23 protein-coding genes are annotated in these 23,984 nt (G+C 67.3%); 15 read left to right on the forward strand and 8 right to left on the reverse strand.

Features of this window, described 5'->3' with window-relative positions; genetic code table 11:
* Window positions 1–69: 69 nt before the first annotated feature.
* From H536_RS0115540 to H536_RS0115555, 4 genes are all read left to right on the forward strand, one after another.
* Window positions 70–2,049: a putative bifunctional diguanylate cyclase/phosphodiesterase gene (locus H536_RS0115540; RefSeq protein ID WP_024351354.1), complete on the forward strand. Its 1,980-nt coding sequence runs from the start codon at window positions 70–72 to the stop codon at window positions 2,047–2,049.
* Between the two features lie 320 nt (window positions 2,050–2,369).
* The gene (locus H536_RS0115545) at window positions 2,370–3,368 is read left to right on the forward strand and encodes an ABC transporter substrate-binding protein (protein WP_024351355.1); all 999 of its coding nucleotides are present in this window, start codon (window positions 2,370–2,372) and stop codon (window positions 3,366–3,368) included.
* Between the two features lie 245 nt (window positions 3,369–3,613).
* Window positions 3,614–4,501, forward strand: a complete 888-nt coding sequence (locus H536_RS0115550; protein ID WP_009210069.1) for an ABC transporter permease — start codon at window positions 3,614–3,616, stop codon at window positions 4,499–4,501.
* Complete coding sequence (locus H536_RS0115555) at window positions 4,494–5,561, forward strand: quaternary amine ABC transporter ATP-binding protein (protein WP_024351356.1); 1,068 nt, start codon at window positions 4,494–4,496, stop codon at window positions 5,559–5,561. Before H536_RS0115550 ends, H536_RS0115555 begins: the two co-directional genes overlap by 8 nt.
* 120 nt (window positions 5,562–5,681) lie before the next feature.
* Here the strand turns inward: H536_RS0115555 and H536_RS0115560 are convergent, their stop codons facing one another.
* A complete protein-coding gene (locus tag H536_RS0115560) occupies window positions 5,682–5,891 on the reverse strand; it encodes a hypothetical protein (protein WP_024351357.1) in 210 nt (69 codons plus the stop codon).
* A gap of 415 nt (window positions 5,892–6,306) precedes the next feature.
* On the opposite strand from H536_RS0115560, the gene bmt reads away from it, so the two are divergent.
* Window positions 6,307–7,317 carry a betaine--homocysteine S-methyltransferase gene (bmt, locus tag H536_RS0115565; protein WP_024351358.1) on the forward strand — a complete coding sequence of 337 codons (1,011 nt, stop codon included), beginning with the start codon at window positions 6,307–6,309 and terminating at the stop codon, window positions 7,315–7,317.
* 21 nt (window positions 7,318–7,338) lie between these two features.
* On the opposite strand, the gene H536_RS0115570 is transcribed toward bmt, so the two are convergent.
* The 5 genes from H536_RS0115570 to H536_RS0115590 all read right to left on the reverse strand — a co-directional run bounded on the left by H536_RS0115570 (window position 7,339) and on the right by H536_RS0115590 (window position 13,127).
* Complete coding sequence (locus H536_RS0115570) at window positions 7,339–8,919, reverse strand: alanine/glycine:cation symporter family protein (protein WP_024351359.1); 1,581 nt, start codon at window positions 8,917–8,919, stop codon at window positions 7,339–7,341.
* A 50-nt stretch (window positions 8,920–8,969) separates the two neighbouring features.
* Entirely contained in the window at window positions 8,970–9,401 is a 432-nt protein-coding gene (locus H536_RS0115575; protein ID WP_024351360.1) for a universal stress protein, read from the reverse strand.
* A gap of 6 nt (window positions 9,402–9,407) precedes the next feature.
* Window positions 9,408–9,557, reverse strand: coding sequence for a hypothetical protein (locus H536_RS24465; RefSeq protein WP_155898514.1), 150 nt, complete (start codon window positions 9,555–9,557; stop codon window positions 9,408–9,410).
* 157 nt (window positions 9,558–9,714) lie between these two features.
* Entirely contained in the window at window positions 9,715–11,274 is a 1,560-nt protein-coding gene (locus tag H536_RS0115585) for an adenylate/guanylate cyclase domain-containing protein (RefSeq protein WP_029703385.1), read from the reverse strand.
* Between the two features lie 269 nt (window positions 11,275–11,543).
* Entirely contained in the window at window positions 11,544–13,127 is a 1,584-nt protein-coding gene (locus H536_RS0115590; protein ID WP_024351362.1) for a trimethylamine methyltransferase family protein, read from the reverse strand.
* Between the two features lie 352 nt (window positions 13,128–13,479).
* Here H536_RS0115590 and H536_RS0115595 point away from each other — a divergent pair, with 352 nt between their 5' ends.
* Window positions 13,480–14,172, forward strand: a complete 693-nt coding sequence (locus tag H536_RS0115595) for a corrinoid protein (protein WP_024351363.1) — start codon at window positions 13,480–13,482, stop codon at window positions 14,170–14,172.
* Between the two features lie 103 nt (window positions 14,173–14,275).
* Here H536_RS0115595 and H536_RS24930 read toward each other — a convergent pair whose 3' ends face one another.
* The gene (locus H536_RS24930) at window positions 14,276–14,422 is read right to left on the reverse strand and encodes an entericidin domain-containing protein (RefSeq protein WP_169513634.1); all 147 of its coding nucleotides are present in this window, start codon (window positions 14,420–14,422) and stop codon (window positions 14,276–14,278) included.
* Window positions 14,423–14,560: 138 nt separating this feature from the next.
* On the opposite strand from H536_RS24930, the gene H536_RS0115605 reads away from it, so the two are divergent.
* The 9 genes from H536_RS0115605 to H536_RS0115645 all read left to right on the forward strand — a co-directional run bounded on the left by H536_RS0115605 (window position 14,561) and on the right by H536_RS0115645 (window position 23,000).
* Window positions 14,561–15,193: a DUF1638 domain-containing protein gene (locus H536_RS0115605; RefSeq protein WP_029703387.1), complete on the forward strand. Its 633-nt coding sequence runs from the start codon at window positions 14,561–14,563 to the stop codon at window positions 15,191–15,193.
* 223 nt (window positions 15,194–15,416) lie between these two features.
* Window positions 15,417–16,100 carry an exopolysaccharide biosynthesis protein gene (locus tag H536_RS0115610; protein ID WP_244877514.1) on the forward strand — a complete coding sequence of 228 codons (684 nt, stop codon included), beginning with the start codon at window positions 15,417–15,419 and terminating at the stop codon, window positions 16,098–16,100.
* A gap of 157 nt (window positions 16,101–16,257) precedes the next feature.
* Window positions 16,258–16,557 carry a virulence factor gene (locus H536_RS0115615; protein WP_024351366.1) on the forward strand — a complete coding sequence of 100 codons (300 nt, stop codon included), beginning with the start codon at window positions 16,258–16,260 and terminating at the stop codon, window positions 16,555–16,557.
* Window positions 16,554–17,462: a methylenetetrahydrofolate reductase gene (locus tag H536_RS0115620; RefSeq protein ID WP_024351367.1), complete on the forward strand. Its 909-nt coding sequence runs from the start codon at window positions 16,554–16,556 to the stop codon at window positions 17,460–17,462. The genes H536_RS0115615 and H536_RS0115620 overlap by 4 nt, the downstream gene beginning before the upstream one ends.
* Before the next feature lie 43 nt (window positions 17,463–17,505).
* Window positions 17,506–18,459, forward strand: a complete 954-nt coding sequence (locus H536_RS0115625) for a methyltetrahydrofolate cobalamin methyltransferase (RefSeq protein WP_024351368.1) — start codon at window positions 17,506–17,508, stop codon at window positions 18,457–18,459.
* Between the two features lie 132 nt (window positions 18,460–18,591).
* Complete coding sequence (locus H536_RS0115630) at window positions 18,592–18,957, forward strand: hypothetical protein (protein ID WP_024351369.1); 366 nt, start codon at window positions 18,592–18,594, stop codon at window positions 18,955–18,957.
* 25 nt (window positions 18,958–18,982) lie between these two features.
* On the forward strand, window positions 18,983–21,235 hold the full coding sequence (locus tag H536_RS0115635) for an ASKHA domain-containing protein (RefSeq protein WP_024351370.1): 2,253 nt from the start codon (window positions 18,983–18,985) through the stop codon (window positions 21,233–21,235).
* Between the two features lie 217 nt (window positions 21,236–21,452).
* Window positions 21,453–21,818: a DUF6481 family protein gene (locus tag H536_RS0115640; RefSeq protein WP_024351371.1), complete on the forward strand. Its 366-nt coding sequence runs from the start codon at window positions 21,453–21,455 to the stop codon at window positions 21,816–21,818.
* 243 nt (window positions 21,819–22,061) lie between these two features.
* On the forward strand, window positions 22,062–23,000 hold the full coding sequence (locus tag H536_RS0115645; protein ID WP_051141618.1) for a GlxA family transcriptional regulator: 939 nt from the start codon (window positions 22,062–22,064) through the stop codon (window positions 22,998–23,000).
* Between the two features lie 36 nt (window positions 23,001–23,036).
* On the opposite strand, the gene H536_RS0115650 is transcribed toward H536_RS0115645, so the two are convergent.
* The gene (locus tag H536_RS0115650) at window positions 23,037–23,930 is read right to left on the reverse strand and encodes a DUF1194 domain-containing protein (RefSeq protein ID WP_024351373.1); all 894 of its coding nucleotides are present in this window, start codon (window positions 23,928–23,930) and stop codon (window positions 23,037–23,039) included.
* Window positions 23,931–23,984 lie beyond the last annotated feature (54 nt).

Consider the following 23,984-nt stretch of genomic DNA (forward strand, 5'->3'; position numbering starts at 1 on the left):
TCGGCCATTGTTCGATAAATCTTTACGTCTCGGACATACGGTCGCAGCGAAATCGGCGCGGAATGGGCGATGGCGCTCAAGTTTTTCTACAGGAATGGACTGACTGTTCTCGGCGGGCTGGCGATCGCCGGCACCGTCGTGTTCGGCGCGCTGTCCATCGGTGGCGCCACCGTCGGCGGTCTCGTCGAGACCGAGATGCGGACCAAGGGCGAGAACTTTGCCCGGCTCCTGACCCAGCCCGGTGGCAATGTGGATGCCTTCCTCACCGGCCTGTCCCGCAACCCCGACGCCGAAACCGACATCCGCCGGCTGGCCGACCTCGCCAATATCGAGAGTTTCGCGATCTTCGATCGCAACGGCGAAGAGGTCTATCGCACGCGCTCCGACCGCTATGAATGGCTGCTGCGCGACCGCCCCGGCGGCATGCAGTCGAGCGACCGGCTGTCCGAGAGCGTCCTGGCGCGCGAGGGCGACTGGCAGGTCGTCGAGGATGACGGCTTCACCAATCCGACGGTGATCATGCCGCTGATCCGGAACGACCGGACGATCGGCTATGTCTCGATGGTCGGCAACATGGTCGCCAACCGCAGTGCGTTCAAAACGACGCTGGCGAACGCCTCCGCCCTGTTGCTGGTGCTGATCTTCTTCGCCACCGCGGTGCCGCTGCTTCTCTATATCCGCCGCAAGCGCAAGATCGCCGAGGCGGACGAGCGTATCATCTTCCTGGCCAATCACGACGCCCTGACCAAGCTGCTCAACCGGCATCGCATGCAGGAGGAGAGCGACCGGGTGCTGGCCACCGTTCGCGCCACCCGCGAGCGCATGGCCTATCTGTATATCGACATCGACGAGATGTCGGAGATCAACGACCGGCTGGGCCAGGCCGCCGGCGACGAGCTCCTGCGCGTGGTCGCCGACCGCCTGATCGGCGTCGTCGACCGCAACGACCTGCTGGCCCGCCTCGGCGCCGACGATTTCGCCGTCCTGCAGCGCCGGGTCGCCTCGCAGGAAGATGTCGCGGCGCTCTGCAAGCGGATCGTCGACGCGGTGACCGAGCCGGTCGAGATCGAGGGCACGACGGTGACCCCGAGCGTCTCCATCGGCTGCGCGCTCGCGCCCCAGGACGGACGCACCCATTCGGAACTGGTCAAGCATGCCGAGCTCGCGCATCTGCAGCACAAGACCGACAAATCCCGCAACCTGATCTATTTCGAACCGTCCATGGACGAGGCGATGCATCATCGCCGGCATATCGAAGGTCTGGTGCGTCGGGCTCTGGAGAACCAGAGCTTCGAACTGTTCTACCAGCCGATCGTCAATGGCGACGGATCGCGGCTGCTCGGCTTCGAGGCGCTGATCCGCATGCGCGACGAAGAGGGCAACCAGATCTCGCCGGCGGTCTTCATCCCGATCGCCGAGGCACGCGGCTACATCAAGACCATCGGCACCTGGGTGATCGGCGAGGCCGTCCGCCAGATCGCGCTGTGGCCAAAGCATCTCTTTGTCTCGGTCAATCTGAGCCCGGTGCAGTTCGGCGACGGCGACCTCGTCTCGATCGTCAGATCGGCGCTCGACAAGGCCGGCGTTGACGGCAGCCGCCTCGAGATCGAGGTGGTCGAGTCGCTGGTCCTGGAGCGCTCCGACGAGATCCTCGCCCAGCTGCGCGAGCTGAAGGCCCTCGGCATCTCCATCGACATGGACGATTTCGGCACCGGCTATTCCTCGCTCGGCTATCTCTGGCGCTTCCCGTTCGACAAACTGAAGATCGACCAGTCCTTCATGGTGGCCTACGAGAATGGCGAGCCCAGCGTGCCGCAGATTCTCGACACCATTGTCTCGATGGCCCACCATATGAACATGAAGGTCACTGCCGAGGGCATCGAGACCCGCGAGCAGGTCGATCTGCTCAAGAGCCTTGGCTGCGACCAGCTCCAGGGCTTCTACTTCGGCAAGCCGATGCCGGCCGAACGCGTGGCCAGCGAAGCGCTGGCGCGGTTCCGCCACGGACCGTCCGACGACAGCGCGGTGCGTCCGTCGGCGGCCGCATAGGGTCTTCGTCGTATTCGCGGGGACCTGTTCGCCGCGCCGGCGCAATTTCCCGCCCTTCTCAAATCCCCGCGGCAGGCTGTCGCTGCCAGCCCGCCGGACGCCCCGAGGAGCCCTGCCCGGCTGCCCCACGAGCGCCATATTTGAGAAAACAGGTTGGATTCCGGCCGTTAGCAGGCTAGCCTCTCTAAGAACGTTCAAAGAGATGTCTGCCGTCCGGCAGCAACGAGTCGTATGCGGGCGACATGGGCACAATCACCCCGTGTTCGCGTCGCCATTCCTGCGTACGATACTCGCCTCGCACAAAGAAGTAAGGATTACGCATGAAATTTCTTCTCGCCTCAACCTGTCTCGCAGCCGCCCTGTTCGGGTTCAGCGCCACCGCCTCGGCGCAGGAGAACTGTGAACTGAGCGTGTCGAACATGAACTGGGCGTCGGCGGAGGTTCTGGCGGCGATCGACAAGATCATCCTCGAAGAGGGCTATGGCTGCACCGTGCGCCTCCTGCCAGGCGACACCATGCCGACCTTCGCCTCGATGACCGAGAAGCAGGAGCCGGACGTCGCGCCCGAAATGTGGGTCAACCAGTTCCGCGACCAGATCGACAAGGCCGCCGAGGAAGGCACCATCGCGTTCGGCGCCGAGGTCCTGTCGGACGGCGGCGAGGAAGGCTGGTGGGTCCCGACCTACTTCGCCGAGGCCCATCCCGAGATCAAAACCGTCGGCGACGCGCTGGAGCATCCCGAGCTGTTCCCGGCGAACGAGGATCCGTCCAAGGGCGCCGTCTACAACTGCCCGGCCGGCTGGGGCTGCCAGATCACCACGGCGAACCTGTTCAAGGCCTATGACGGCGAGGAGAAGGGCTTCACCCTGATCGACACCGGCTCGGCCGCCGGGCTCGATGGCTCGATTGCCAAGGCCTACGAGAACAAGGAGCCGTGGCTCGGCTATTACTGGGCGCCAACCGCCATTCTCGGCAAGTACCCGATGAAGAAGCTGCCCTTCGACGCCGAGCACGATCCCAAGGAATGGGCCGAGTGCACGACACAGGTTGATTGCGCCGAGCCGAAGATCAATGCCTGGACCAAGTCCGAGGTCTTCACCGTCCTGACGCCGAAGGTGCAGGAACAGTCGCCCGAGGTGGCTGAGTATCTGAACACCCGCGCCTGGGGCAACGACACGGTTAACAAGCTCCTCGCCTGGAAGGAAGAGCAGCAGGCGACCGGCGAAGACACCGCCTACTACTTCCTCGAGAACAACCCGGACCTGTGGACCGGCTGGGTCTCCGAAGATGCGGCCGAGAAGATCAAGTCGGCGCTCTGATCCGGGCCGGCTGACACGATGACGACGGACCTGCCGGGGGGGCGCACCACCGGCAGGTCATTCTCGCTCCTGCCCGATTCCGGGCAACGCGCCTGGCGGGCGCTTGACGGCCGATCCCGCCGACGCGCCCTGCCCCACGGTTGCGACCGGCACCACGGCCCCCTCGCGGGTCCATCGCCGGCCGTGCGACCGCAGGCCCGCCCCGGGCCCCATGATCCAGAAAACATGCCAAGGAGACCTCGACTGTGGATTGGTTGACCGAATTTCCACAACTGGCGGGGCGAGACCTGCGCTTGATGTCGCGCACGATCGACCAGTACTACCGCTCGTTCTCGCGCGCCTATGGCGACACGATCGAAGCGATCTTCCGCCCGTTGCTCGAGTTCCTCCTGTGGTTCGAACGGCTTCTGATCCAGACCCCGTGGTGGATCATCCTGCTCGTCATTGTCGGCATCGTCTGGCTGGCCAGCCGATCGAAGGCGATCACCGTCGGCACCTTCGTGGCCCTGATCCTCATCGGCGTGTTCGGCATGTGGGAAGACACCATGCGAACCCTGTCGATCATCGTCGTCTGCACGCTGATGTCGATCATCATCGGCATGCCGATCGGCATCATCATGTCGCGCTCCAACAAGGTGCAGGCGGTGATCAATCCGATCCTCGACGTGATGCAGACGATGCCGTCCTTCGTCTATCTCATCCCGATCGTCATGCTGCTCGGCATCGGCCTCATTCCGGGTCTGCTGGTGGTGGTGATCTACGCCATGCCGCCGATCATCCGGCTGACCAATCTCGGCATCCGGCTGGTCGACAAGGAAGTGCTGGAGGCCGCCAATGCCTTCGGCTCCTCGGGCTGGCAGAAGCTGACACAGGTGCAGCTGCCGCTCGCCTTGCCGACCATCATGGCCGGCATCAACCAGACCATCATGATGGCCCTCGCCATGGTCGTCGTCGCTTCGCTGATCGGCGTGCGCGGTCTCGGCCAGCCGGTGCTGCAGGCCATCACCAATCAGTATTTCACGCAGGGCGTCCTGAATGGCCTGGCGATCGTCGCCATCGCCATCATCTTCGACCGCTCCAGCCAGGCCTACGGCAAGCGCCTGCAGCGTCACCGGGAGGCCGCCCATGGCTGATGAGATCGCCATCAAGATCCGCAATCTCTACAAGATCTTCGGCCCCGAAGACAAAGCGATGGTGGATCTCGTACGCCAGGGCATGTCGAAGTCCGAGCTCCTCGCCGAGCACAGCCATGTGCTCGGGCTGAAGGACATCAACATCGACATCCCGGCCTCCGGCATCCAGGTGGTGATGGGGCTGTCGGGCTCCGGCAAGTCCACCCTGATCCGCCACATCAACCGGCTGATCGAACCGTCGGCCGGCGAGATCCTGATCGACGACGAGGATGTCCTTGCCATGTCGGACACGCGCCTGCGGGACTTCCGGCGACACAAGATCTCGATGGTCTTCCAGCGCTTCGGCCTCCTGCCCCACAAGACCGTGATCGACAATGTCGCCTACGGGCTGGAGGTGATGGGCAAGTCGCGCAAGGAGCAGCGCGACGGCGCGATGCGCTGGATCGAGCGCGTCGGGCTGAAGGGCTACGAGGACAATTATCCGGCTCAGCTGTCCGGCGGCATGCAGCAGCGCGTCGGCCTGGCGCGGGCGCTGGCGACGGACGCCGACATCCTGTTGATGGACGAGGCCTTCTCGGCGCTCGACCCGCTGATCCGCACCGACATGCAGAGCGTGCTCCTCGACCTGCAGACCGAACTGCACAAGACTATCGTGTTCATCACCCACGATCTCGACGAGGCGCTGCGGCTCGGCGAGCAGATCGCCATCCTGCGGGCCGGCGAGATCGTCCAGCAGGGCACCGCGCAGGACATCGTGCTGCGCCCGGCCGACGACTACATCTCGTCCTTCGTGCGCGAGGTGAACCGTGGTCGGGTGATTCAGGTCGAGACGGTGATGGAGCCGATCGCGCCGGGCGAGGCGCCGGCGCCGGAAAGCGTGCCGATCCAGCGCGGCACGATCCTGGAGGAAGCTGCGCGCCGCATGACCGGCGACGGCGTCACCAAGGCGCATGTGGTCAACGGGACCGGCATGCCGATGGGCACCCTGACCATGCGCGGCCTGATGGCGGCCATGGTTACGCCGGTTCTGAAGGACGCGCTGGACGCCAGCGAACTGTAATCCTGCAAGGATGGCCGGCGGCGCAGGGCGTCGCCGGTCGCCGCAGCGATCTCATCCGGCCCGCGACATCCCCACGTCGCGGGTTTCGTGCGATCGGCGACGGCCGCGCCGCCGCGGCAATCAGGCGGCGATGCGGTCCGGCAGCGCGGAGGCGCCAGCCCCGCCGAAGATGCGCTCGTAGCATTCGGCCAGGAGGTCGAGATCCACCGGCGCCTGGCGGATCAGCGCCTGCTCGATCCGGGCGCGGTCGTAGCCCTCACGGGCCAGCGCGCGAATGGCCGCCGTGACGATGTCGATCTCGTCCAGTCGCTTCGGCAATCGCTCGAACATGCAAAATCCCCCTGCTTCGTCCCTCTGCGGCGATTCCCCTCGCGCGCTGCCGCGCGAATCGCCATGGTCAAATTATTAACAAAACCTTGCCGGAACTTTGCGGCAACCCCGTTTGCCGCCACGGAAGGCCGTCTGCCATCCGGTGCGTGAGCTCCCTCTTGGCCGCCGATTGTGGCGGTTGCACCGCACAATCCGACTTGTCCCCAAGACATTGTGTCTCAGGCCCCCGCGTCTTCCGCGGCGTACGCCGCTTGCCGCGCGCTGACTGCGCGATGACGCGTTCGGAAGATCGCGGCCCCTGCAAGGCCGGCATCATCCGGCCAGACGCACACGGGCCGCTCGTCGCGAGGCCCCGTGCCGCCGTCGCATCATCATCAGGCGTCGCCGCGACGCCGCTCGAACCGGAGGCCGCCCGATGCCGCATTCGCTGACGCAGCTCCTGGACGCGAAGGGCGTCCTCCTCGCGGACGGGGCCACCGGGACCAATCTGTTCGAGGTGGGGCTGGAGGCCGGCGAAGCGCCGGAGATGTGGCTGGAGAGCCATCCCGACCGGATCACGGCGCTGCACCAGGCCTTTGTCGACAACGGCGCCGACATCATCCTCAGCTGCTCCTTCGGCGCCAACCGCCACCGGCTGAAGCTGCACCAGGCCGAAGATCGCACCCACGCGCTCAACCGGATTGCCGCCGAACTGGCGCGGGCGGTGGCCGACGCGGCCGGCCGTCCTGTCGTCGTCGGCGGATCGGTCGGCCCGACGGGCGAGCTGCTGCAGCCGCTGGGCGCCCTCTCCTACGCCGAGGCCGTCGAAGCCTTCCGCGAGCAGATCGCCGGGCTGAAGGACGGCGGCGTCGACGTCGTGTGGATCGAGACCATGTCGGCGGCCGAAGAGGTGCGCGCGGCGGCCGAGGCGGCGCTCGCCTGCGACATGCCCTATGTCGTCACCGGCTCCTTCGACAGCGCCGGCCGCACCATGATGGGCATCCACCCCTGCGACTTCCACAAGGCGGTCGACGGCCTGTCGCCGCGCCCCGTCGCGGTCGGCGCGAATTGCGGCGTCGGCGCGTCCGACATGCTGGCGACGGCTCTGGAGCTGGAAACGGGCTCGCCGGACTCCGCTTTGGTCGTGAAGGCCAATTGCGGCATCCCACGCTTCGTCGACGGCGGCACGGTCTATTCCGGCACGCCCGAGCAGATGGCCGATTACGCCCGGCTGGCGATCGATGCTGGCGCCCGGATCATCGGCGGCTGCTGCGGGACCTCGCCACATCATCTCGGCGCCATGCGCCACGCCATCGATACCCATGTGCGCCGTCAGCGGCCGAGCATCGCCGAAATCGTCGAGGCCGTCGGCCCGCTGGTCAACAAGGCGGCGTCGGCCGCCGGCGAAACAGCGCCGCGCACGGGCCGGCGGCGAAGCCGGGACTGAGCCGGCTTCGCACTTTCGCGGTCAGTGGTAGCGCGGGATCTTGCCGGCCCGCAGCTTGGCGAGGTAGCCGGTCATCTCCCGCTTCACCACCGGCATCAGGAAGTACAGGCCGATGATGTTGGCGATGCCCATGGCGAACAGCGAGGCGTCGGAGAAGTCGAGTACCGCGCCGAGGCTGACCGAGGCGCCGAGGACGACGAACAGGCAGAACAGGATCTTGAAGAACAGGTCCGAGGTCTTGGAATCGCCGAACAGGAACAGCCACGCCTTCAGCCCGTAATAGGACCAGGAGATCATCGTCGAGAAGGCGAAGAGCACCACGGCGAGCCCCAGGACATAGGGGAACCACGGGATCGCCGTACCGAAGGCCGCCGAGGTCAGCTCGACCCCGCTGAGCGAGCCTTCCGTGGCGATCTGGCCGAGGCCCTGATCCCAGACATACAGGCCGGTCGCCGGGTCCTGCTGCATGACGCCGCTGATGGTGATCACCAGCGCCGTCGCCGTGCAGATCACCACCGTGTCGATGAACGGCTCGAGCATCGACACGAAGCCCTCGGTGACCGGGTGGTCGGTCTGCACCGCCGCATGGGCGATCGCCGCCGAGCCGATGCCGGCCTCGTTGGAGAAGGTCGCACGGCGCAGGCCCTGGATCAGCGCGCCGACAATGCCGCCGGCGACCCCCAGCCCGGTGAAGGCGCCGGCGAAGATCTGGCCGATCGCCCAGCCGATCCGGTCGTATTCGACGCCGATGATCACCAGGGCGGCGCCCAGATACAGCAGCCCCATGAAAGGCACGAGCTTCTCGGTGACGCGGGCGATCGACTTGATGCCGCCGACGATGACCATGAAGACGATGATCGCCATGACGACACCGGTGATCCATCCGCGGCCGTTCAGGAAGCTCTCCTCGCCGCCGGTGATGACGACCAGCTGCGCATGGGCCTGGTTGGCCTGGAACATGTTGCCGCCACCCCAAGAGGCGAAGACGCAGAAGATCGCGAAGAGCACGGCGAGGAACCGGCCGAGCTTGGCGTATCCGAGTTCCGCCATGCCCTTGCGCAGATAGTGCATCGGTCCGCCGGAGACGCGCCCGTCGGGAAATTCCTCGCGGTATTTCACGCCGAGGGTGCATTCGGTGAATTTCGACGCCATGCCGAGAAGGCCGGCAAGGATCATCCAGAAGGTCGCGCCCGGACCGCCGATCGACACCGCGACGGCGACACCGGCGATATTGCCGAGGCCGACCGTGCCCGAGACCGCCGTCGCCAGCGCCTGGAAATGGGTGACCTCACCCGCCGCATCCGGCGAGGTGTACTGGCCCCGCACGAGCTGGATGGCATGGCCGACCAGACGGAACTGCACGAAGCCGAAATAGACCGTGAAGATTGCCGCCGCCGTGATCAGCCACAGGACGATCCAGGGCAGTTCGGTGCCTGGCAGCGGCGCGAAGATGAAGCTGACGAAGGGGGTCGTCACCGGCTCCATGATCGCTGAAAGGGTCGCGTCGATGGAAAAGCCCGGCTCGGCGTCCTGCGCTGCGGCGGGCCCGGTCAGGAGAAGGCTGGCGCCCGCCAGCGGCAGGAGAGCGGCGGTCTTCGGCATGACGCAACCTCTGTCTGGATCGAAATTCCGTGCGGCGGATGCAGGGCGGCTCATGGCACGATCACGGTCGGGATGCGGGCGACCTGTGCCAGTCCCAGGGTGACGCTGCCGAAGATCTTGTTCTGGACCGGGCCTCTGCCCGTGCGCCCGACGAAGATCATCGCCGCCTTCTGATGCTCGGCGACCGCGAGGATGATCTCGGTCGGTGCGCCGAAACGGATCTCGCAATCGACGGTGACCCCTTCGGCCGAAATCTCGGCGACGAGCGGATCGAGCAGCGTGGTCCTGGCGCGTTCGAGCTCCTGGCGCCGGCGCATCTTGCGCTCGTCGAGTTCCTCGGCGGTCAGGAAGCTGTAGGGCGACCATTGCAGGACATGGACGATGTGGAGGGCCGCCCCGCTCGCCTTGGCCCGCACCACCGCGTAGTCGACGACGCTGCGATCATGCCCGTCATAGGCAACGACAAAGATCTCGGTCGCCATGGGCGATCACCCCTCTATCGGTCGGTCGGGCAGCAAGACGATCTGAGCCAAACCATCAATATTGATTATGGTAGGTTCAATTTCGGTGATGGCAAACGCTTTTCGCGCCATGCGTGTTGCCGCCGAGGCCGCAGCGCTCGGCTTGGCCTCCGTCATCCGGTCCCGATCGGCGGGAAATCCTCCGTGTTTCCAGAAAGCTGGGCTCCGGCCGCGGTCACGCGCCCGGTCGCGGGATGCGGCTCCGTCGCCTGAGAGCATCCGGCCCAGCCGACGCGCTCCGAGGGCGTGCGATGCCGCAGGGGCAGCCCTCCGGTCAGGATGTCAGCGGCTGGCGGCGCTTCAGCGCTTCCACGGCGTCTGTCAGGACGGCGTGCAGGCGGTCCCGCTCGACCTCGGTCAGCCGTTCGAGATCGAGGAAGATGCGGGCGCCCTCGGCATATTCATTGATCACGCCGGGCGCCGCGTCCGTAGCCTCGTCGTGGATGCCCTCGACCACATAGGGGATCACCTCGCGGCTGATGCCCTTCAGCGAGATCGGCGCCAGCGGCCGGGCCCGCACGTCGTCCTCCACATGGGCATAGGTCTCGTAGCTCATCACGATGCCGCCGGGCTCGGCGATCTGCTCGAGCCGGGCGGCGAGGTTCGCCTCGGCCCCGATGATCGTGTAGTCCATGCGGTCGGCGCTGCCGAAATTGCCGACATTACAGAAGCCGGTATTGATGCCCATCCGGGCCTGGAACGGCTTCTCGATGCCGCGGCGACGCCATTCGGCGTTGAGCTCGACCATCCGCCGCTGCATGGCGATCGCCATGGCGAGGCACGCCTTGGCGTCCTCGCGCGGGCCCATCGTTTCGGGATCGCCGAAGAAGGCGAGGATCGCGTCGCCGATGAACTTGTCGACCGTGGCGCCGTGCTCCTGCGCGATCTTCGACATCTCGGTGAAATACTCGTTCAGAAGCTGGGTCAGCTCCTCCGGCTGCAGCCTCTCTGAGGTGACGGTGAAATCCTTGATGTCGGAGAAGAAGATCGTCAGCTTCTTGCGCTCGGTCGAGATGGTGACGTCGCGCTCGCCGCTGAAAATGCTGCGATAGACCTGCGGCGACAGATATTTGGAAATCTTCATGGAGACCGAGGCGAGGAAGGAATTCGCCTCTTCCAGTTCGGTGTTCATACGGCCGAAGGTGCGGGCCTGGCGCCATTGCAGGGCGGCAAAGCAGACGCCGAACAGGCCGGCGCCGACGAAATAGGCGAGGAGATACTTGAAGGAGAGAAGATTGGCGGCGATCGGCTGCTCGATCTCAACCTCTTGGATGCCGCGGATGTCGCCGACCTGCCAGTCCCGCTTCGGGCTCTCGGGATGGGCGTTGTGGCAGGCGACGCAGGCCTCCCCCATGACCACCGGCGCCGCCAGCCGGATGTTGCGGTCGAGCAGCGAGCCGTTGACCTGGGTGATCAGCGGATGGTCGGCGCCTTTGGTCCGGAAGGTCTGCAGCGCATCGCGCTCGAAGGCGTCGAGGACATGCGGCGCGCGCTTGGCGAAGACTAGGTCGGAGGCGAAGCGGTAGCGGATATTCTCGCCGCGCCGGCCGATCACCTCGCCCAGCTCCAGCGACAGGGTGGCCGGGATCGGGATCGCGCCTGGTACCTCCAGATAATTATGGGCGGCGATGGTCCGGCCCTCGGGGTTGGCCAGTACCCGGCCGACGACGTTGCGCGCATAATAGCTGCGGATATCGGTGATCATGGAATTCAGGCTGTTCGCCTGGGCGTTCAGCGCCGTGTCGGAGAGATGGCGCAGATCCATCCAGACCGCCACCGGCAGAAGCGCCAGCGCCAGCGCCACCGTGATGGCGAAGTAGATCGGCCGTGCCATCAGATACCGGAAGATCGCGCCCATCGTTCTCTCCTCGAACGGGTGGCACAAATATAACGACAAAACGCGGCAGATGTCTTTGCGTCATTTTTTCGGGGCGCCGCGAGCTGAGGGGAAACGCCCCGGCCGCGCAGCCAGTACCGGGCCCGTCCGGTACGCCTCAGCGGTCAGCGCTTGTCGCCGCCGCGCCAGACCGCGCGGTGGATCGTCCGGGCGATCCTCGCCGCCGAGGTGGTTTCGGGCTGGGCGGCCGGGTCCGCCTCTCCCTTTCAGGCGAAGGCGTCCGCCTCGGCGGCCTTGCGCTTTGCCACGAACGCCGTCAGCGCGTCGGCGATGGCGGGATCGAGCGCCGGCGCCTCGTAGGACTCCAGCCAGCGGCGACAGAGCTGGCCGGCGCGGCTCTCGGCGCGCAACGCGCCTTCCGCGGACCATTGCTCGAAGGAATTGTTGTCGGCGATGGCCGAGCGGTAGAACGCCGTCTGGAAATTGTCCTGGGTATGCTGGCAGCCAAGGAAGTGGCTACCCGGACCGACCTCGCGGATCGCCGACATGGCCTGCCCGTTCTCCGTCAGATCGACGCCGCGCGAGAAGGCCTGCATCATGCCGAGCTGGTCGCAATCCATCACGAATTTCTCGAAGCAGACGGCCAGTCCGCCCTCCAGCCAGCCGGCCGCATGCAGGACGAAATTGGTGCCCGCCAGCATGGTGGAGTTCAGCGTGTTGGCGCTCTCATAGGCGGCCTGGGCATCGGGCACCTTGGAGGCGCAAAGCGACCCGCCGGTGCGGAACGGCAGGCCGAGGCGGCGCGCCAGCTGGGCCGCGCCGTAGGAGACCAGCGCCGGCTCGGGCGTGCCGAAGGTCGGCGCCCCGGACTGCATCGAGATCGACGAGGCGAAGGTACCGAAGACCACAGGCGCGCCGGGCCGGCAGAGCTGGGTGAAGGCGGCGCCGGCCAGCGCTTCGGCCAAAACCTGCGCCAGCGTGCCGGCGACCGTGACCGGGCTCATTGCGCCGGCGAGGATGAAGGGGGTGACGATGCAGGCCTGGTTGGCGCGGGCATAGACCTTCAGCGCGCCGAGCATGGTGCCGTCGAAGGTCATCGGCGAATTGGCGTTGATCAGGTTGATGACCACGCAGTTCTCGTCGACGAACTTTTCGCCGAACAGGATGCGGCACATCTCCACCGTGTCGCGGGCGCGTTCCGGCGCCGTCACCGAGCCCATGAACGGCTTGTCCGACAGAGTCATGTGGGCCAGCAGCATGTCGAGATGCCGCTTGTTGACCGGGATGTCGACGGGCTCGCAGACGGTGCCGCCGGAATGATGCAGCGACGGCGCCAGATAGGCGAGCTTCACGATATTGCGGAAATCCTCGATGGTCGCATAGCGCCGCACGCCGTCGAGATCGCGGACGAAGGGCGGGCCGTAGACCGGGGCGAAGACCGTCGCCTTGCCGCCGATCTCGACCGAGTTCTCCGGATTGCGCGCATGCTGGACGAAGGTCCGCGGCGCCGTCTTCAGAAGCTCGCGGCACAGGCCCTTGGGAAACCGGACGCGCTCGCCCGAGACCTCGGCCCCCGCCGCCTTCCACATCTCCAGCGCCTCGGCGTCGTCGCGGAACTCGATGCCGATCTCTTCGAGGATGGTGTCGGCATTCGCCTCGATGATCGCGAGGCCGGCCTCGTCGAGGAGCTCGTATTCCGGCACGTTGCGGCGGATGTAGCTCAGCTTCTTTCCGGACGCGCTCTGGACCCGGGCGGCGCGCCGGGCCGTCGCCCCGCCGCCGGTGCCGCGGCCGCGGCGGCCGCCTTCGGTGCGCGGCATCTCGCTCAGATGTCCGGTTTCGTCGCTCATCGTCAGGTCTCCGGCCAAAGCGGCGGCCCGTACCGGCTCCAGCCACGCACGGGCGTTCGATCTGTCACCGATACTAGGAGCAGCACCGGCCGTTGCCGTCTTACCTGCGAAGGCCGGTGACGCGCCGAGAACAATGACGGCGCGGGTCCGCATCGGCCGGACCCTGGCGGGCGCCTGCGCGCCGTGTCACACCGCGTCGCGCACGTCGCTTTCGTAATGGCGGATGTCGCAGCAAAGAGATTGCGCGGCTGCGGCTGCCCTAGAGTGAGGGCTGCGGACGGACGAGGCGGCGCAGTCGCTGAAAGTCGCGTTCGGGGCAGTTCCGGGTTCGTCCCGCCACAAGGAATGCGCCATGGCCGATGCCGACGACATCATTCTGGCCGAACTGTCGGACGACGATCTCGTCGCCCAGATGAAGGACGACCTCTATGACGGCCTGCGCGAGGAGATCGAGGAGGGAACGCAGATCCTCCTCGAACGCGGATGGACGCCCTACGACGTCCTGACCAAGGCGCTGGTCGGCGGCATGCAGATCGTCGGCGAGGATTTTCGCGACGGCATCCTGTTCGTGCCCGAGGTGCTTCTGTCGGCCAATGCGATGAAGGCCGGCATGGCCATCCTGCGGCCGCTGCTCGCCGAGACCGGCGCGCCGAAGCAGGGCAAGATGGTCATCGGCACGGTGAAGGGCGACATCCACGACATCGGCAAGAATCTCGTCGGCATGATGATGGAAGGCGCCGGCTTCGAGATCGTCGATCTCGGCATCAATATCGACGTCGACAAATATCTCGCGGCGATCGAGGACCACCAGCCGGAATTCCTCGGCATGTCGGCGCTGCTGACGACGACCATGCCCTACATGAAGGTCGTCATCGACACGCTCGTCCAGAAGGGCATTCGCGACAATGTCATCGTGCTGGTCGGCGGCGCGCCGCTGAACGAGGATTTTGCCAACCAGGTCGGCGCCGACGCCTATTGCCGCGACGCGGCGGTCACGGTGGAGACAGCCCGGAACCTGATGGAACGGCGGCACAACCAGCTGTGACGCCGGCCCTGCCCGCTCGTCCGGCTGCGCGCCGGACCCCGGATACGCAAAAGGCGCGGCGACCGTTGGTCACCACGCCTTCTCGAACTGCTGACGGGCGCGTTTACCGGGCGACGTCGTTCACGGCGGCGCCGGTGGCATCCACCGTGTTGCCCACGTCGCGGCCGACGCCGCGCACGGTGTTGGCGCAGGCCGAAAGCGCCAGGGCTCCGGCGAGAAGAGTGGACACGATGGCGATGCGCTTGGTCATTGTGGGGTCTCCGGTTGGCAAATGTGACCGAAAAACGGTGCAGTGCCCCGCTGGTTCCCACCATGCTCCGGTTTTTGACAGGCGTGGTGAATGTCAGGTGACCGGGCAATGAATCCCCTGCCGCATGACAGCGCGCAGATGTCGGCCACGCCCGCCCCCGAAACGCTGACGGTCATCGCCTGTGGCGCCGTCGCCCGCGAGGTTCTGGCCGTCCTGTCGGCCAACGGGCTGGCGCATGTCACGGTCACCTGCCTGCCGGCCGACCTGCACAACGCGCCGCAGAAGATCGCGCCTGCGGTCGAGGCCGCCATCATGGCGGCCCGCGCAGACGGCGCCGGGCGGATCTTCATCGCCTATGCCGATTGCGGCACCGGCGGCCTCCTCGACGCGGTCTGTGCGCGCCACGACGTCGAACGCATCGCCGGGCCGCACTGCTACGCGTTCTTTGCCGGCAACGATCGCTTCGCCGCCGATGCGGAGGCGCAGATGACGACCTTCTGGCTGACCGACTTTCTCGCCCGCCAGTTCGATGCCTTCGTCACCCGGCCGATGAAGCTCGACCGCCATCCCGAACTGATCGGCATGCTCTTCGGTCACTACGAACGCGTGGTCTATCTCGCCCAGACCGACGCCCCGGATCTCGACCGGCGCGGCCGGGAGATCGCGGCGAAACTGGGGCTTGGCTACGAGCGCCGCTTCGTCGGCTACGGCGACCTGAGCGACGCCATCGTCGCTGCCGCCGCGCCCGTGCCGGAGCACGCGCCCGCCTGAGTCCCCCTGCTGCCGGCCCGTTTGCGCGGTTCGCACCCGTGGACGGCGGGCGGCACGATCATGGTCCCTGCGACCTTCGCAGGGCCCGCGGGGATCACGTCTTGATCTTTACAGGGAAAACCCCGATTTAACGCCTTCAAGGGCACAGTGGATCGACGAAGCCCGGTCAGGCGGCAGCGTCGTTCGCGGACCGTTCCTCACACGCGACGGAACAGGCCGCATCATGAGCTTTTCCAAAGTCCCCGTTCCCAGAGCGTCCTCCGTGTCACCTGCCGTCTTCTCCAGCCTCCGACAATCGCTCCGGCGGCGTGGTGCCAAGCGGCAGAAGCGGATTTCGGCGATCCTGCGCGGGCTGTCCCACCGCAACCGTGCCGGCGCGACGATCGGCGAGCTCTCCCAGGCCTTCGACACCCGCTCCTTCGGCGCCTTCTTCATCCTGTTCGGCGGCCTGAACCTGGTGCCGTTGCCGCCCGGCGCGTCGATCTTTCTCGGCCTGCCGCTGGTGCTGTTCACGCTGCAGCTGGCGGTCGGCCGGCATCGGCTGTGGCTGCCCGAGCGCATCCGCAAGATCCGGATCACCTCCGAAATGCTGGGGCGCGTGGTCACCCGCATCGGACCGATGCTGCGCCGGATCGAGCGGCTCGCCCGGCATCGCTACTGGCCCGAGCCCGAATGGCTGCTGCTGTCGGGCATTGGCTGGTTCTGCTTCGTCATGTCGATCCTGATCGCCATTCCGTTTCCGCTGACCAACATGTTCCCGGGCGTCTCCGTCGCCATCGCCGGCATCGCCATCACGGCGCGCGACGGTCTCTGGCTGATCGCCTCGATCCTCGTCGGCATCGCCTCGACGATCTTCCTTCTCAGCGTCTACGGCGCCGCGGCCCTGGCCGTGATGGGGCTCTTCTAGCCGCCCCACGCCCCACCGGCTGCCGTGGCCGGACCGCATCAGGACGCCTGTCCCCGCGCTCCGCGCGCCCGATGTCGCAAACGGCATCGCGCCCCGTCGCGCCCGGCATATCCGCACCGTTTCCGCCGGACCACAGTGGGGTCATCGGAGGTGGCGGATGGCAGAACTGCAGATCGTCTACTGGCGTGACATTCCCGCCCAGATCGTGGTGCGGCAGGGTCGCAAATCCGCCCGCCGCGAACTTCCTTCCCGCTTCATCGAGGCCATCGACCGCTGCGCCATGCGCGTCGGCGCGAAGGACAGCGACACCTATCTCGCCGAATGGCGGCGGGGCTCGTCGCCGGCCGAAGTGAGCGACCTCGAAGCCGAAGCCGAACGGCTGACCCGCGATATCGAACAGAGCTACGACGGCGACCGTCTCAAGGCGCTCGTCGCGAACGAGGGGCGCGAACCATGAAGCCGATCGGATACGACATGCATGCCGGCCGCACGGCCATGCCCGCCTCCATCGAGATCGCCCCGCGCCAGGCGCTGGAATCGCGCGATCTGCCGGGGCTCTTTCCGCCCGGCACGAAGACCTATCTCTGCGATGTCGGCGTCGATGCGGTGAAGGATTTCGTCCATGCCGTCCGGCGGGTCCGCGACCTCGGCTACGAACCGGTGCCGCATATTCCGGCGCGCCGTATGCGCAGCCATGCCGAATTGCGCGATCGCGTCCAGGCCTATGCCGAAGAAGGCGGCGCCAGCGACGTGCTGGTGATCGGCGGCGGGCTGACGCGACCGGCCGGGCCCTACAGCTCGACCATGGAGGTCATCTCGACGGGCATCCTCGACCGCCACGGCTTTCGCGACATCGGCGTCGCCGGCCACCCGGAGGGCACGCCCGACTTTTCCGCCGCCACCGCATCGGAAGCGCTGCGGCTGAAACGCGATTTCGCCCGGCGCAGCGATGCCCGGCTGCGGATCGTCACGCAGTTCGGCTTCGACGCGGCGGTCTATCTGCACTGGGCGGAGTCCGTCCGCGCGGCGGCCATCGACCTGCCGATCCATCTCGGTGTCGCCGGCCCCGCGAAGATCGCGACGCTGATCCGCTTCGCGGCCCTCTGCGGCATCGGCAATTCGGTGTCCGTCCTGAAGAAGCGGCCGAGCGCCCTCACCACGCTCGCCACCTCCCATTCGCCCGAATCCGTCGCCGGGCCGATCGAGCGCCACTGGGCCGAGACGCCAGATACCCCGGTCAGGCAGCTTCACGTCTTTCCCTTCGGAGGTCTCGCGGCCTCGGCGCAATGGCTCTACGGCCGCGGCTCCTGGATGGACGCGACGGCGATCCAGACGGCGGCGGGCGCCCGCCAGCAAGCCTGACGCCGCTTACCGCGCGACGCCTTTACCGACCGGAGCTTCGGCCATGACCCGCACCATCGTCGCATCCGCCAGCCGCGAGGTCGTGATCGGCTTCGACCAGCCCTTCTGCGTCATCGGCGAACGCATCAATCCGACCGGCCGCAAGGTCCTCGCCGCCGAGATGGTCGCGGGCAATTTCGAGACGGTGACGCGCGACGTCCTCGCCCAGGTCGCCGCCGGCGCCACCATGCTCGACGTCAATGCCGGCGTCACCGCCGTCGACCCGAACGTCTCCGAACCGCCGCTGCTGGTCGAGACCATCCGCCTCGTCCAGAGCCTCACCGACCTGCCGATCTCGATCGATTCCTCCGTCTCCCCGGCGCTGAGCGCCGCGCTGGCGGTCGCCAAGGGACGGCCGCTGGTCAATTCGGTCACCGGCGAGGTGGAAAAACTCGAGGCGATCCTGCCGCTGGTGAAGCAATACGACGTGCCGGTCGTTGCCATCTCCAACGACGAGACCGGCATCTCCGAAGACCCGGATGTGCGCTTCGAGGTGGCAAGGCGCATCGTCCGCCATGCCGCCGATTACGGCATCAGCGCCGCCGACATCGTCGTCGATCCGCTGGTCATGCCGATCGGCGCGATGGGCACCGCCGGCCGGCAGGTCTTTGCGCTGGTCCGCCGGCTGCGCGAGGAGCTCGGGGTGAACACCACCTGCGGCGCCTCGAACATCTCCTTCGGCCTGCCCCACCGCCACGCCGTCAACGCCGCCTTCCTGCCGATGGCCATCGCCGCCGGCATGACCTCGGCCATCATGAATCCCTGCCGGCCGCAGGAAATGGAAGCGGTGCGGGCCGCCAACGTTTTGATGGGCAATGATCCCTCCTGCGGCGAGTGGATCCGCCACTATCGCGACGCGGCGCCGGCGGGCGGTGCGTCCGCAGCGGCCGCCGCTCCTGCCGCCGGAGCAGGAGGGCGGCGGCGTGGCGGGCGCGAAGGCCGGAGGGCGGCGTCTTGACCGGCCGGCCGTTTAAACTGCAGATCGTGTCGTTGCGGCGCTTTTTGCAGGTGCGAAATAAAGCTACGGATCGGGAGACCATTTCGCCATCTGGCGCGTTTGGTAGCAACTACCGAACAAGGAACACCCCGCATGAGCCGCAACCCGAACCCCGCGTCCTTCTTCCACGCACCCAAGACGGCGGCGGAACTCACGACGCTGATGCTGATGTCGCCCTTTGTCATCGGCACGCGCCTGACCCAGTTCTCGATGGCCGCCGCGTCGCCGCAGGCCAAGGATCGAGACGAAGTCTCCCGCATGCTGAGCGAAAAGATGCAGGCGGCCGGCGAATCCATCGTGGCGATGAACCTCGCCACCATCGAGGCGATGACCTCTCTCGCCATGGCAACGGTGACCGGCTCCGGCCGCGGCAGCAACCACGGCGACACGATCCTGTCAGCCGGGCTGAAGCCCTATTCCCAGCGCGTGCGCGCCAACCGCAAGCGTCTCGCCCAGTAAGCCTCAGCCGGAACACGGCGCGCCGATGACCACCGGCGCCGATCCCCTCGTCCTGTTCATGCCGTCCGGCCGGCGCGGCCGCTTTCCCCGCGGCACGCCCGTCATCGAGGCGGCGCGAACGCTCGGGGTCTATGTGGAAAGCGTCTGCGGCGGACGCGGCATCTGCGGGCGCTGCCAGATCGAGATCGCCGAAGGCGTCTTCGCCAAGCACAAGATCGTCTCGGCCGCCGACCATCTCTCCGCCTGGTCGGCCAAGGAAGCGCGCTACGCCGCCAAGCGGCCCTTCCCGGCGGGCCGGCGCCTGTCCTGCTCGGCGACCATCGAGGGCGACCTCGTCGTCGACCTGCCCACCGGCATGGCGATCAATTCCGCCGTCGTGCGCAAGGCGGTCGACACCCGCGACATTGCCCGCGATCCGGCCATTCGCCTGCTCTATGTCGAGGTGGCCGAGCCCGACATGCATGCGCCGCTCGGCGATCTCGACCGGATCTTCGCGGCGCTGGAACGGGACTGGGACGTGGCGGCGCCGATCGTCGATCCGGCGATCCTGCCCGAGGTGCAGGCGATCCTGCGCCGCGGCGGCTGGAAGGTGACCTGCGCCATCGCGCTGGACCGGGACGACGAGCGTCCGCGCCTCATGGGACTCTATCCGGGCCTGAAGAACGAGGCCTATGGCATCGCGGTCGACATCGGCTCGACGAGCATCGCGCTGCATCTCTCCTCGCTGCTGTCCGGCGCGACCATCGCCTCGGCCGGGGCGCCCAATCCGCAGATCCGCTTCGGCGAGGACCTGATGAGCCGGGTGTCCTACGTGATGATGAACCCGCAGGGCCGGCCGCAGATGACCGTGGCAGTCCGCGCCGCGATCCAGGCGCTGATCGAAGAGGTCGCGGCGGAGGCACGCATCGCCACCGCCGACATCATGGACTGCGTCTTCGTCGGCAATCCGATCATGCATCATCTGTTTCTCGGCATCGACCCGACCGAGCTCGGCCAGGCGCCCTTCGCGCTGGCGGTCTCGGGCGCCGTCGCCGTGCCGGCCAGCGATCTCGACCTGACCCTGCATCCGGCGGCGCGCGCCTATCTGCTCCCCTGCATCGCCGGCCATGTCGGCGCCGATGCGGCCGCCGTGACCCTGTCGGAAGGGCCGCACCGCCAGGACGAGACCATGCTGATCGTCGATGTGGGCACCAATGCCGAGATCGTCCTAGGCAACCGCAGCCGGCTGCTTGCCGCCTCCTCGCCCACCGGCCCGGCCTTCGAGGGGGCCGAGATCTCCAGCGGCCAGCGCGCGGCACCCGGCGCGATCGAGCGCGTGCGGATCGATCCCGAGACGCTGGAGCCGCGCTTCAAGGTGATCGGCGTCGAAACATGGTCGCACGAGGCGGGCTTCGCCGAGGCCGCGCGAGCCGTGGGCGTCACCGGCATTTGCGGATCGGGTATCATCGAGGTCATCGCCGAGATGTTCCTTGCCGGGATCGTTACCGAAGACGGCGTCATCGACGGCGCGGCCGCCGCGCGGTCGCCGCGGATCGTGCAGGAAGGCCGCACCTTCGCCTATGTGCTGCACGAGACGGCGGTCCAGACAATCCGCGTCCTGCAGACAGACATCCGCGCCATCCAGCTCGGCAAGGCGGCCCTCTACGCCGGCATCAAGCTGCTGATGGACCGGTTCGCGGTTCCGCCTGCACCCGCCGCGGCTTCGGACGATCTGCCGCTCGACCTCGACCCCGCCGAAGCCCCGGCCCTCGCCGACGCGCTGTTTGCCGCGCAGGCCGGGCGGGCCGCCGAACCGGCCATCCCCCTGCCGCCGCCGCTTCCCGTACCCGAGACATCCGCGACGGCAGTGCCGATCCGCATCGACCGGATCGCGCTGGCCGGCGCCTTCGGCTCCTTCATCGAACCGCGCTATGCGATGATCCTGGGACTGGTGCCCGATTGCGACCTGGCAAAATGCGGCTCCATCGGCAACGCGGCGGGCGCCGGTGCCCGCATGGCGCTGCTCAACCGGGCCTATCGCCGCGAGATCGAGGCGACGGTCACCCGCATCGCCAAGATCGAGACCGCGCTGGAGCCCGATTTCCAGCGCCATTTCGTCGCCGCCATGGCGTTTCCCAACAAGCTCGACGCCTATCCCGAGCTCTGCCGGGTGCAGCCGCTGCCCAATCGCAGCGCGGACGGCAGTGTCGTTGCAAATCGCCCAGACACCGGCGGTAGTCCCGTCGGCGACGGGCGCCGGCGCCGGGCCGGATCGCGGGCGCGCGAACGCCAGGCGTGAGCGCGAACGCGGCGGTGCTTTGCAACACCGGCTGCAGATTCGGCCCGTCAGGCCGCGAATTTCCGCCGCATCGGCGAGAAACGACCGAAGTTTTGCCCGCCAACCGTTGCGCCGGGACGCGCGGAAGCCTATCCAACAGCATCCATAGCGATGACAGGCGACCCCGAAATCCGCGCAGGCATTGCGCGGCGCCGTACCGACGACCACTGGTGATGATTTGAAGCCCAAGGATACCGATTTCGCCGAACGCCGTAATGCGGCCCGCGACGCCAAGATGGCGCTGCTGCAGAAGGCCAAGGAGCGGCTGGACAGCCCCGAGGCCGAAAAGGCCCGGCAGGAACGCGCGGAGATCGCAGCGGCCCGTGAGGAGCGCCTCGCCAAGAAGCGCGCCGAGGACGAGGTGAAAGCCCGCGAGAAGGCCGCACGCGACGCCGAGGCGGAAGCCGAGCGGCTCGCCGAGGAAGAGGCCCGCAAGGCCGAGAAGAACCGGCCGCTGGCGCAGATGGTCGCCGACGAGGCCGCCAAGAAGGCCGAGCGCGACGCCCGCTACGCCGCCCGCAAGGCGCGCAAGGGCAAGAAGTAATCCGCACCCGCCGATCGCCGCCGACTGTCTGACATCGGCGGCCGTTCCCGGCTTGCGAAACCCGTCATTCCACTCCACCTTGGGCCGCGCACGCGATGCGTGAATGGCCCTTGATGCGGAGCGGGCGGTATGGGTCCAGGAAATGTGGGCGGCCTGATCGAGAAGCCCCGGCCCGGCGCGAGCGAGGGTCCGGGCTCCGGCCCGAAGCGGACCATCGTCTTCCTGCTCGTTCCGAATTTCTCGATGATCGCCTTCGCGACCGCCATCGAGCCGTTGCGGATCGCCAATCGCGTCGTCGGCCGCGAGATCTATCGCTGGCGCCTCGCCTCGCCGAACGGTCAGCCGGTGCGCGCCTCCAACGGCGTCGAAGTGGCGGTCACCAGTTCGGTGGAAGCCGAGCGCAAGGCGCTGCCCTCCGAGCACCGTCCGTCGATGGTGTTTGCCTGTTCCGGCGTCTTCGTCGAGGACTTCACCGACAAGACCAGCTTCTCCTATCTGCGCGAAAGCCATCAGCGCGGGATCAGCATCGGCGGCCTGTGTACCGGGGCGTGGATTCTGGCCCGCGCCGGGCTTCTGGCCGACCGGCGCTGCGCCATCCACTGGGAGAACCTGCCCGGCTTTTCCGAGGCCTTCCCGCGGGTCGATGCCTATGCCGATCTCTACGAGATCGACCACAACATCTACACCTGCGCCGGCGGCACCGCCGCCCTCGACATGATGCTGACGCTGATCGGCGAGGATCTCGGCGAGGACGTGGTCAACCGGGTCTGCGAGCAGGCGCTGACCGACCGGGTCCGCAGTTCACAGGATCGCCAGCGACTGCCGCTGCGCGCCCGGCTCGGCGTGCAGCACTCCAAGGTGCTGCGGGTGATCGAGATCATGGAGGCCAATCTCGCCGACCCGTTGTCGCTGGTCGAGATCGCCGAGGATGTCGGCCTGTCGCGCCGGCAGGTGGAGCGGCTGTTTCACCGGGAGATGGGCCGCTCGCCGGCCCGCTACTATCTGGAGATCCGGCTCGACCGGGCGCGGCATCTGCTGCTGCAGTCGCAATTGCCGATCGTCGAGATCGCGGTGGCCAGCGGCTTCGTCTCGGCCTCGCATTTTTCCAAATGCTACCGCGAACTCTATTCGCGCTCGCCCCAGCAGGAGCGCGCGACGCGTTCGGTTCTCGCCCCGGCCTGACGGGCGACACGTCACGGGGCCTCGCCAAGGGCGGAGCTAGAAATCTTCCATCCAGCGGCGCTGCCGCTCCTGCCACTGACGTTCGCCGATCAGGCAATCGCTGGTGGTCGCGTTCTGCACCGGCACCACGACAGGCGCCTGCGAGGCTGGATCGGGCCAGGCATCGGCCAGTTCCATCACCAGCTTGCGGCGGACGGCGGCCGGAAACTGGTCCCATTCGTTGACCGGGATCATGAACGCGCCGGGGCCGCCGATGACGCAATCGGCGTAGTAGCGGTCGAGATCGGGGATCGAGCCCCATGAGCTGAAGCCGCCGGTGGTCATCAGCGGCAGGCCGTTGATGACGATGCCGCGGGCGACCGCCGCATCGCGCGCTTCGGTGACCATGCGGCCCTGATTGTTCGGCCCGTCGCCGGAAATGTCGATGACCCGCCGCAGGCCGGCATAGCCATTGTCGTCGAAGAGGGTCGCGGCATAGTCGATGGCCGAGGAGATCGACGTGCGCCGCTCGCGATCCGGCTCCTCCGTCTGGAGGCGATAGGCGAAGCCATCGGCGGCCTCGCGGGAATCGATCAGCGTCCAGGACACCACGACCGCCTGAGACAGGGTGCCGGCCCATTCGATATAGGCGACGGCGACGCGGCCGTGCGGGCCGCCGAGGATCGCCTTCTGCACGTCCTCGCTGCGAAAGGCGGCGGCGTAGCCGGCCCGCTGGATCTCCTGCTCGCCGCGATCCATCGACCAGGAGACGTCGACGGCGAGAACCAGTTCGGCGTCGACCCTGATGCCGTCGTCGGGGCGGGCTCCGAGGCCGGAACCGAGGTCGTGCAGGCCGCGCTGTTGAGCGCCGGCCGCCGGATGTCCGGTCAGCGCCGGCAGAAGCGCCAGCGCCGCCGACAGGAAGGCGAGGATCAGGGTGCGATGTCCCATTGTGGAAGCGTCACGCCGGATGGCCGGCCGCGCAATTCACAAAGGCGTCACCTC

Source organism: Aurantimonas coralicida DSM 14790, from assembly GCF_000421645.1.
In the GTDB taxonomy this organism is placed as follows: domain Bacteria; phylum Pseudomonadota; class Alphaproteobacteria; order Rhizobiales; family Rhizobiaceae; genus Aurantimonas; species Aurantimonas coralicida.

Coding starts and splice junctions, on each gene's coding strand:
- H536_RS0115540 (WP_024351354.1), top strand. CDS start 70: ATGGCGCTCAAGTTTTTCTACAGGAATGGACTGACTGTTCTCGGCGGG.
- H536_RS0115545 (WP_024351355.1), top strand. CDS start 2,370: ATGAAATTTCTTCTCGCCTCAACCTGTCTCGCAGCCGCCCTGTTCGGG.
- H536_RS0115555 (WP_024351356.1), top strand. CDS start 4,494: ATGGCTGATGAGATCGCCATCAAGATCCGCAATCTCTACAAGATCTTC.
- H536_RS0115560 (WP_024351357.1), bottom strand. CDS start 5,891: ATGTTCGAGCGATTGCCGAAGCGACTGGACGAGATCGACATCGTCACG.
- bmt (WP_024351358.1), top strand. CDS start 6,307: ATGCCGCATTCGCTGACGCAGCTCCTGGACGCGAAGGGCGTCCTCCTC.
- H536_RS0115570 (WP_024351359.1), bottom strand. CDS start 8,919: ATGCCGAAGACCGCCGCTCTCCTGCCGCTGGCGGGCGCCAGCCTTCTC.
- H536_RS0115575 (WP_024351360.1), bottom strand. CDS start 9,401: ATGGCGACCGAGATCTTTGTCGTTGCCTATGACGGGCATGATCGCAGC.
- H536_RS24465 (WP_155898514.1), bottom strand. CDS start 9,557: ATGACGGAGGCCAAGCCGAGCGCTGCGGCCTCGGCGGCAACACGCATG.
- H536_RS0115585 (WP_029703385.1), bottom strand. CDS start 11,274: ATGGCACGGCCGATCTACTTCGCCATCACGGTGGCGCTGGCGCTGGCG.
- H536_RS0115590 (WP_024351362.1), bottom strand. CDS start 13,127: ATGAGCGACGAAACCGGACATCTGAGCGAGATGCCGCGCACCGAAGGC.
- H536_RS0115595 (WP_024351363.1), top strand. CDS start 13,480: ATGGCCGATGCCGACGACATCATTCTGGCCGAACTGTCGGACGACGAT.
- H536_RS24930 (WP_169513634.1), bottom strand. CDS start 14,422: ATGACCAAGCGCATCGCCATCGTGTCCACTCTTCTCGCCGGAGCCCTG.
- H536_RS0115605 (WP_029703387.1), top strand. CDS start 14,561: ATGTCGGCCACGCCCGCCCCCGAAACGCTGACGGTCATCGCCTGTGGC.
- H536_RS0115610 (WP_244877514.1), top strand. CDS start 15,417: ATGAGCTTTTCCAAAGTCCCCGTTCCCAGAGCGTCCTCCGTGTCACCT.
- H536_RS0115615 (WP_024351366.1), top strand. CDS start 16,258: ATGGCAGAACTGCAGATCGTCTACTGGCGTGACATTCCCGCCCAGATC.
- H536_RS0115620 (WP_024351367.1), top strand. CDS start 16,554: ATGAAGCCGATCGGATACGACATGCATGCCGGCCGCACGGCCATGCCC.
- H536_RS0115625 (WP_024351368.1), top strand. CDS start 17,506: ATGACCCGCACCATCGTCGCATCCGCCAGCCGCGAGGTCGTGATCGGC.
- H536_RS0115630 (WP_024351369.1), top strand. CDS start 18,592: ATGAGCCGCAACCCGAACCCCGCGTCCTTCTTCCACGCACCCAAGACG.
- H536_RS0115635 (WP_024351370.1), top strand. CDS start 18,983: ATGACCACCGGCGCCGATCCCCTCGTCCTGTTCATGCCGTCCGGCCGG.
- H536_RS0115645 (WP_051141618.1), top strand. CDS start 22,062: ATGATCGCCTTCGCGACCGCCATCGAGCCGTTGCGGATCGCCAATCGC.
- H536_RS0115650 (WP_024351373.1), bottom strand. CDS start 23,930: ATGGGACATCGCACCCTGATCCTCGCCTTCCTGTCGGCGGCGCTGGCG.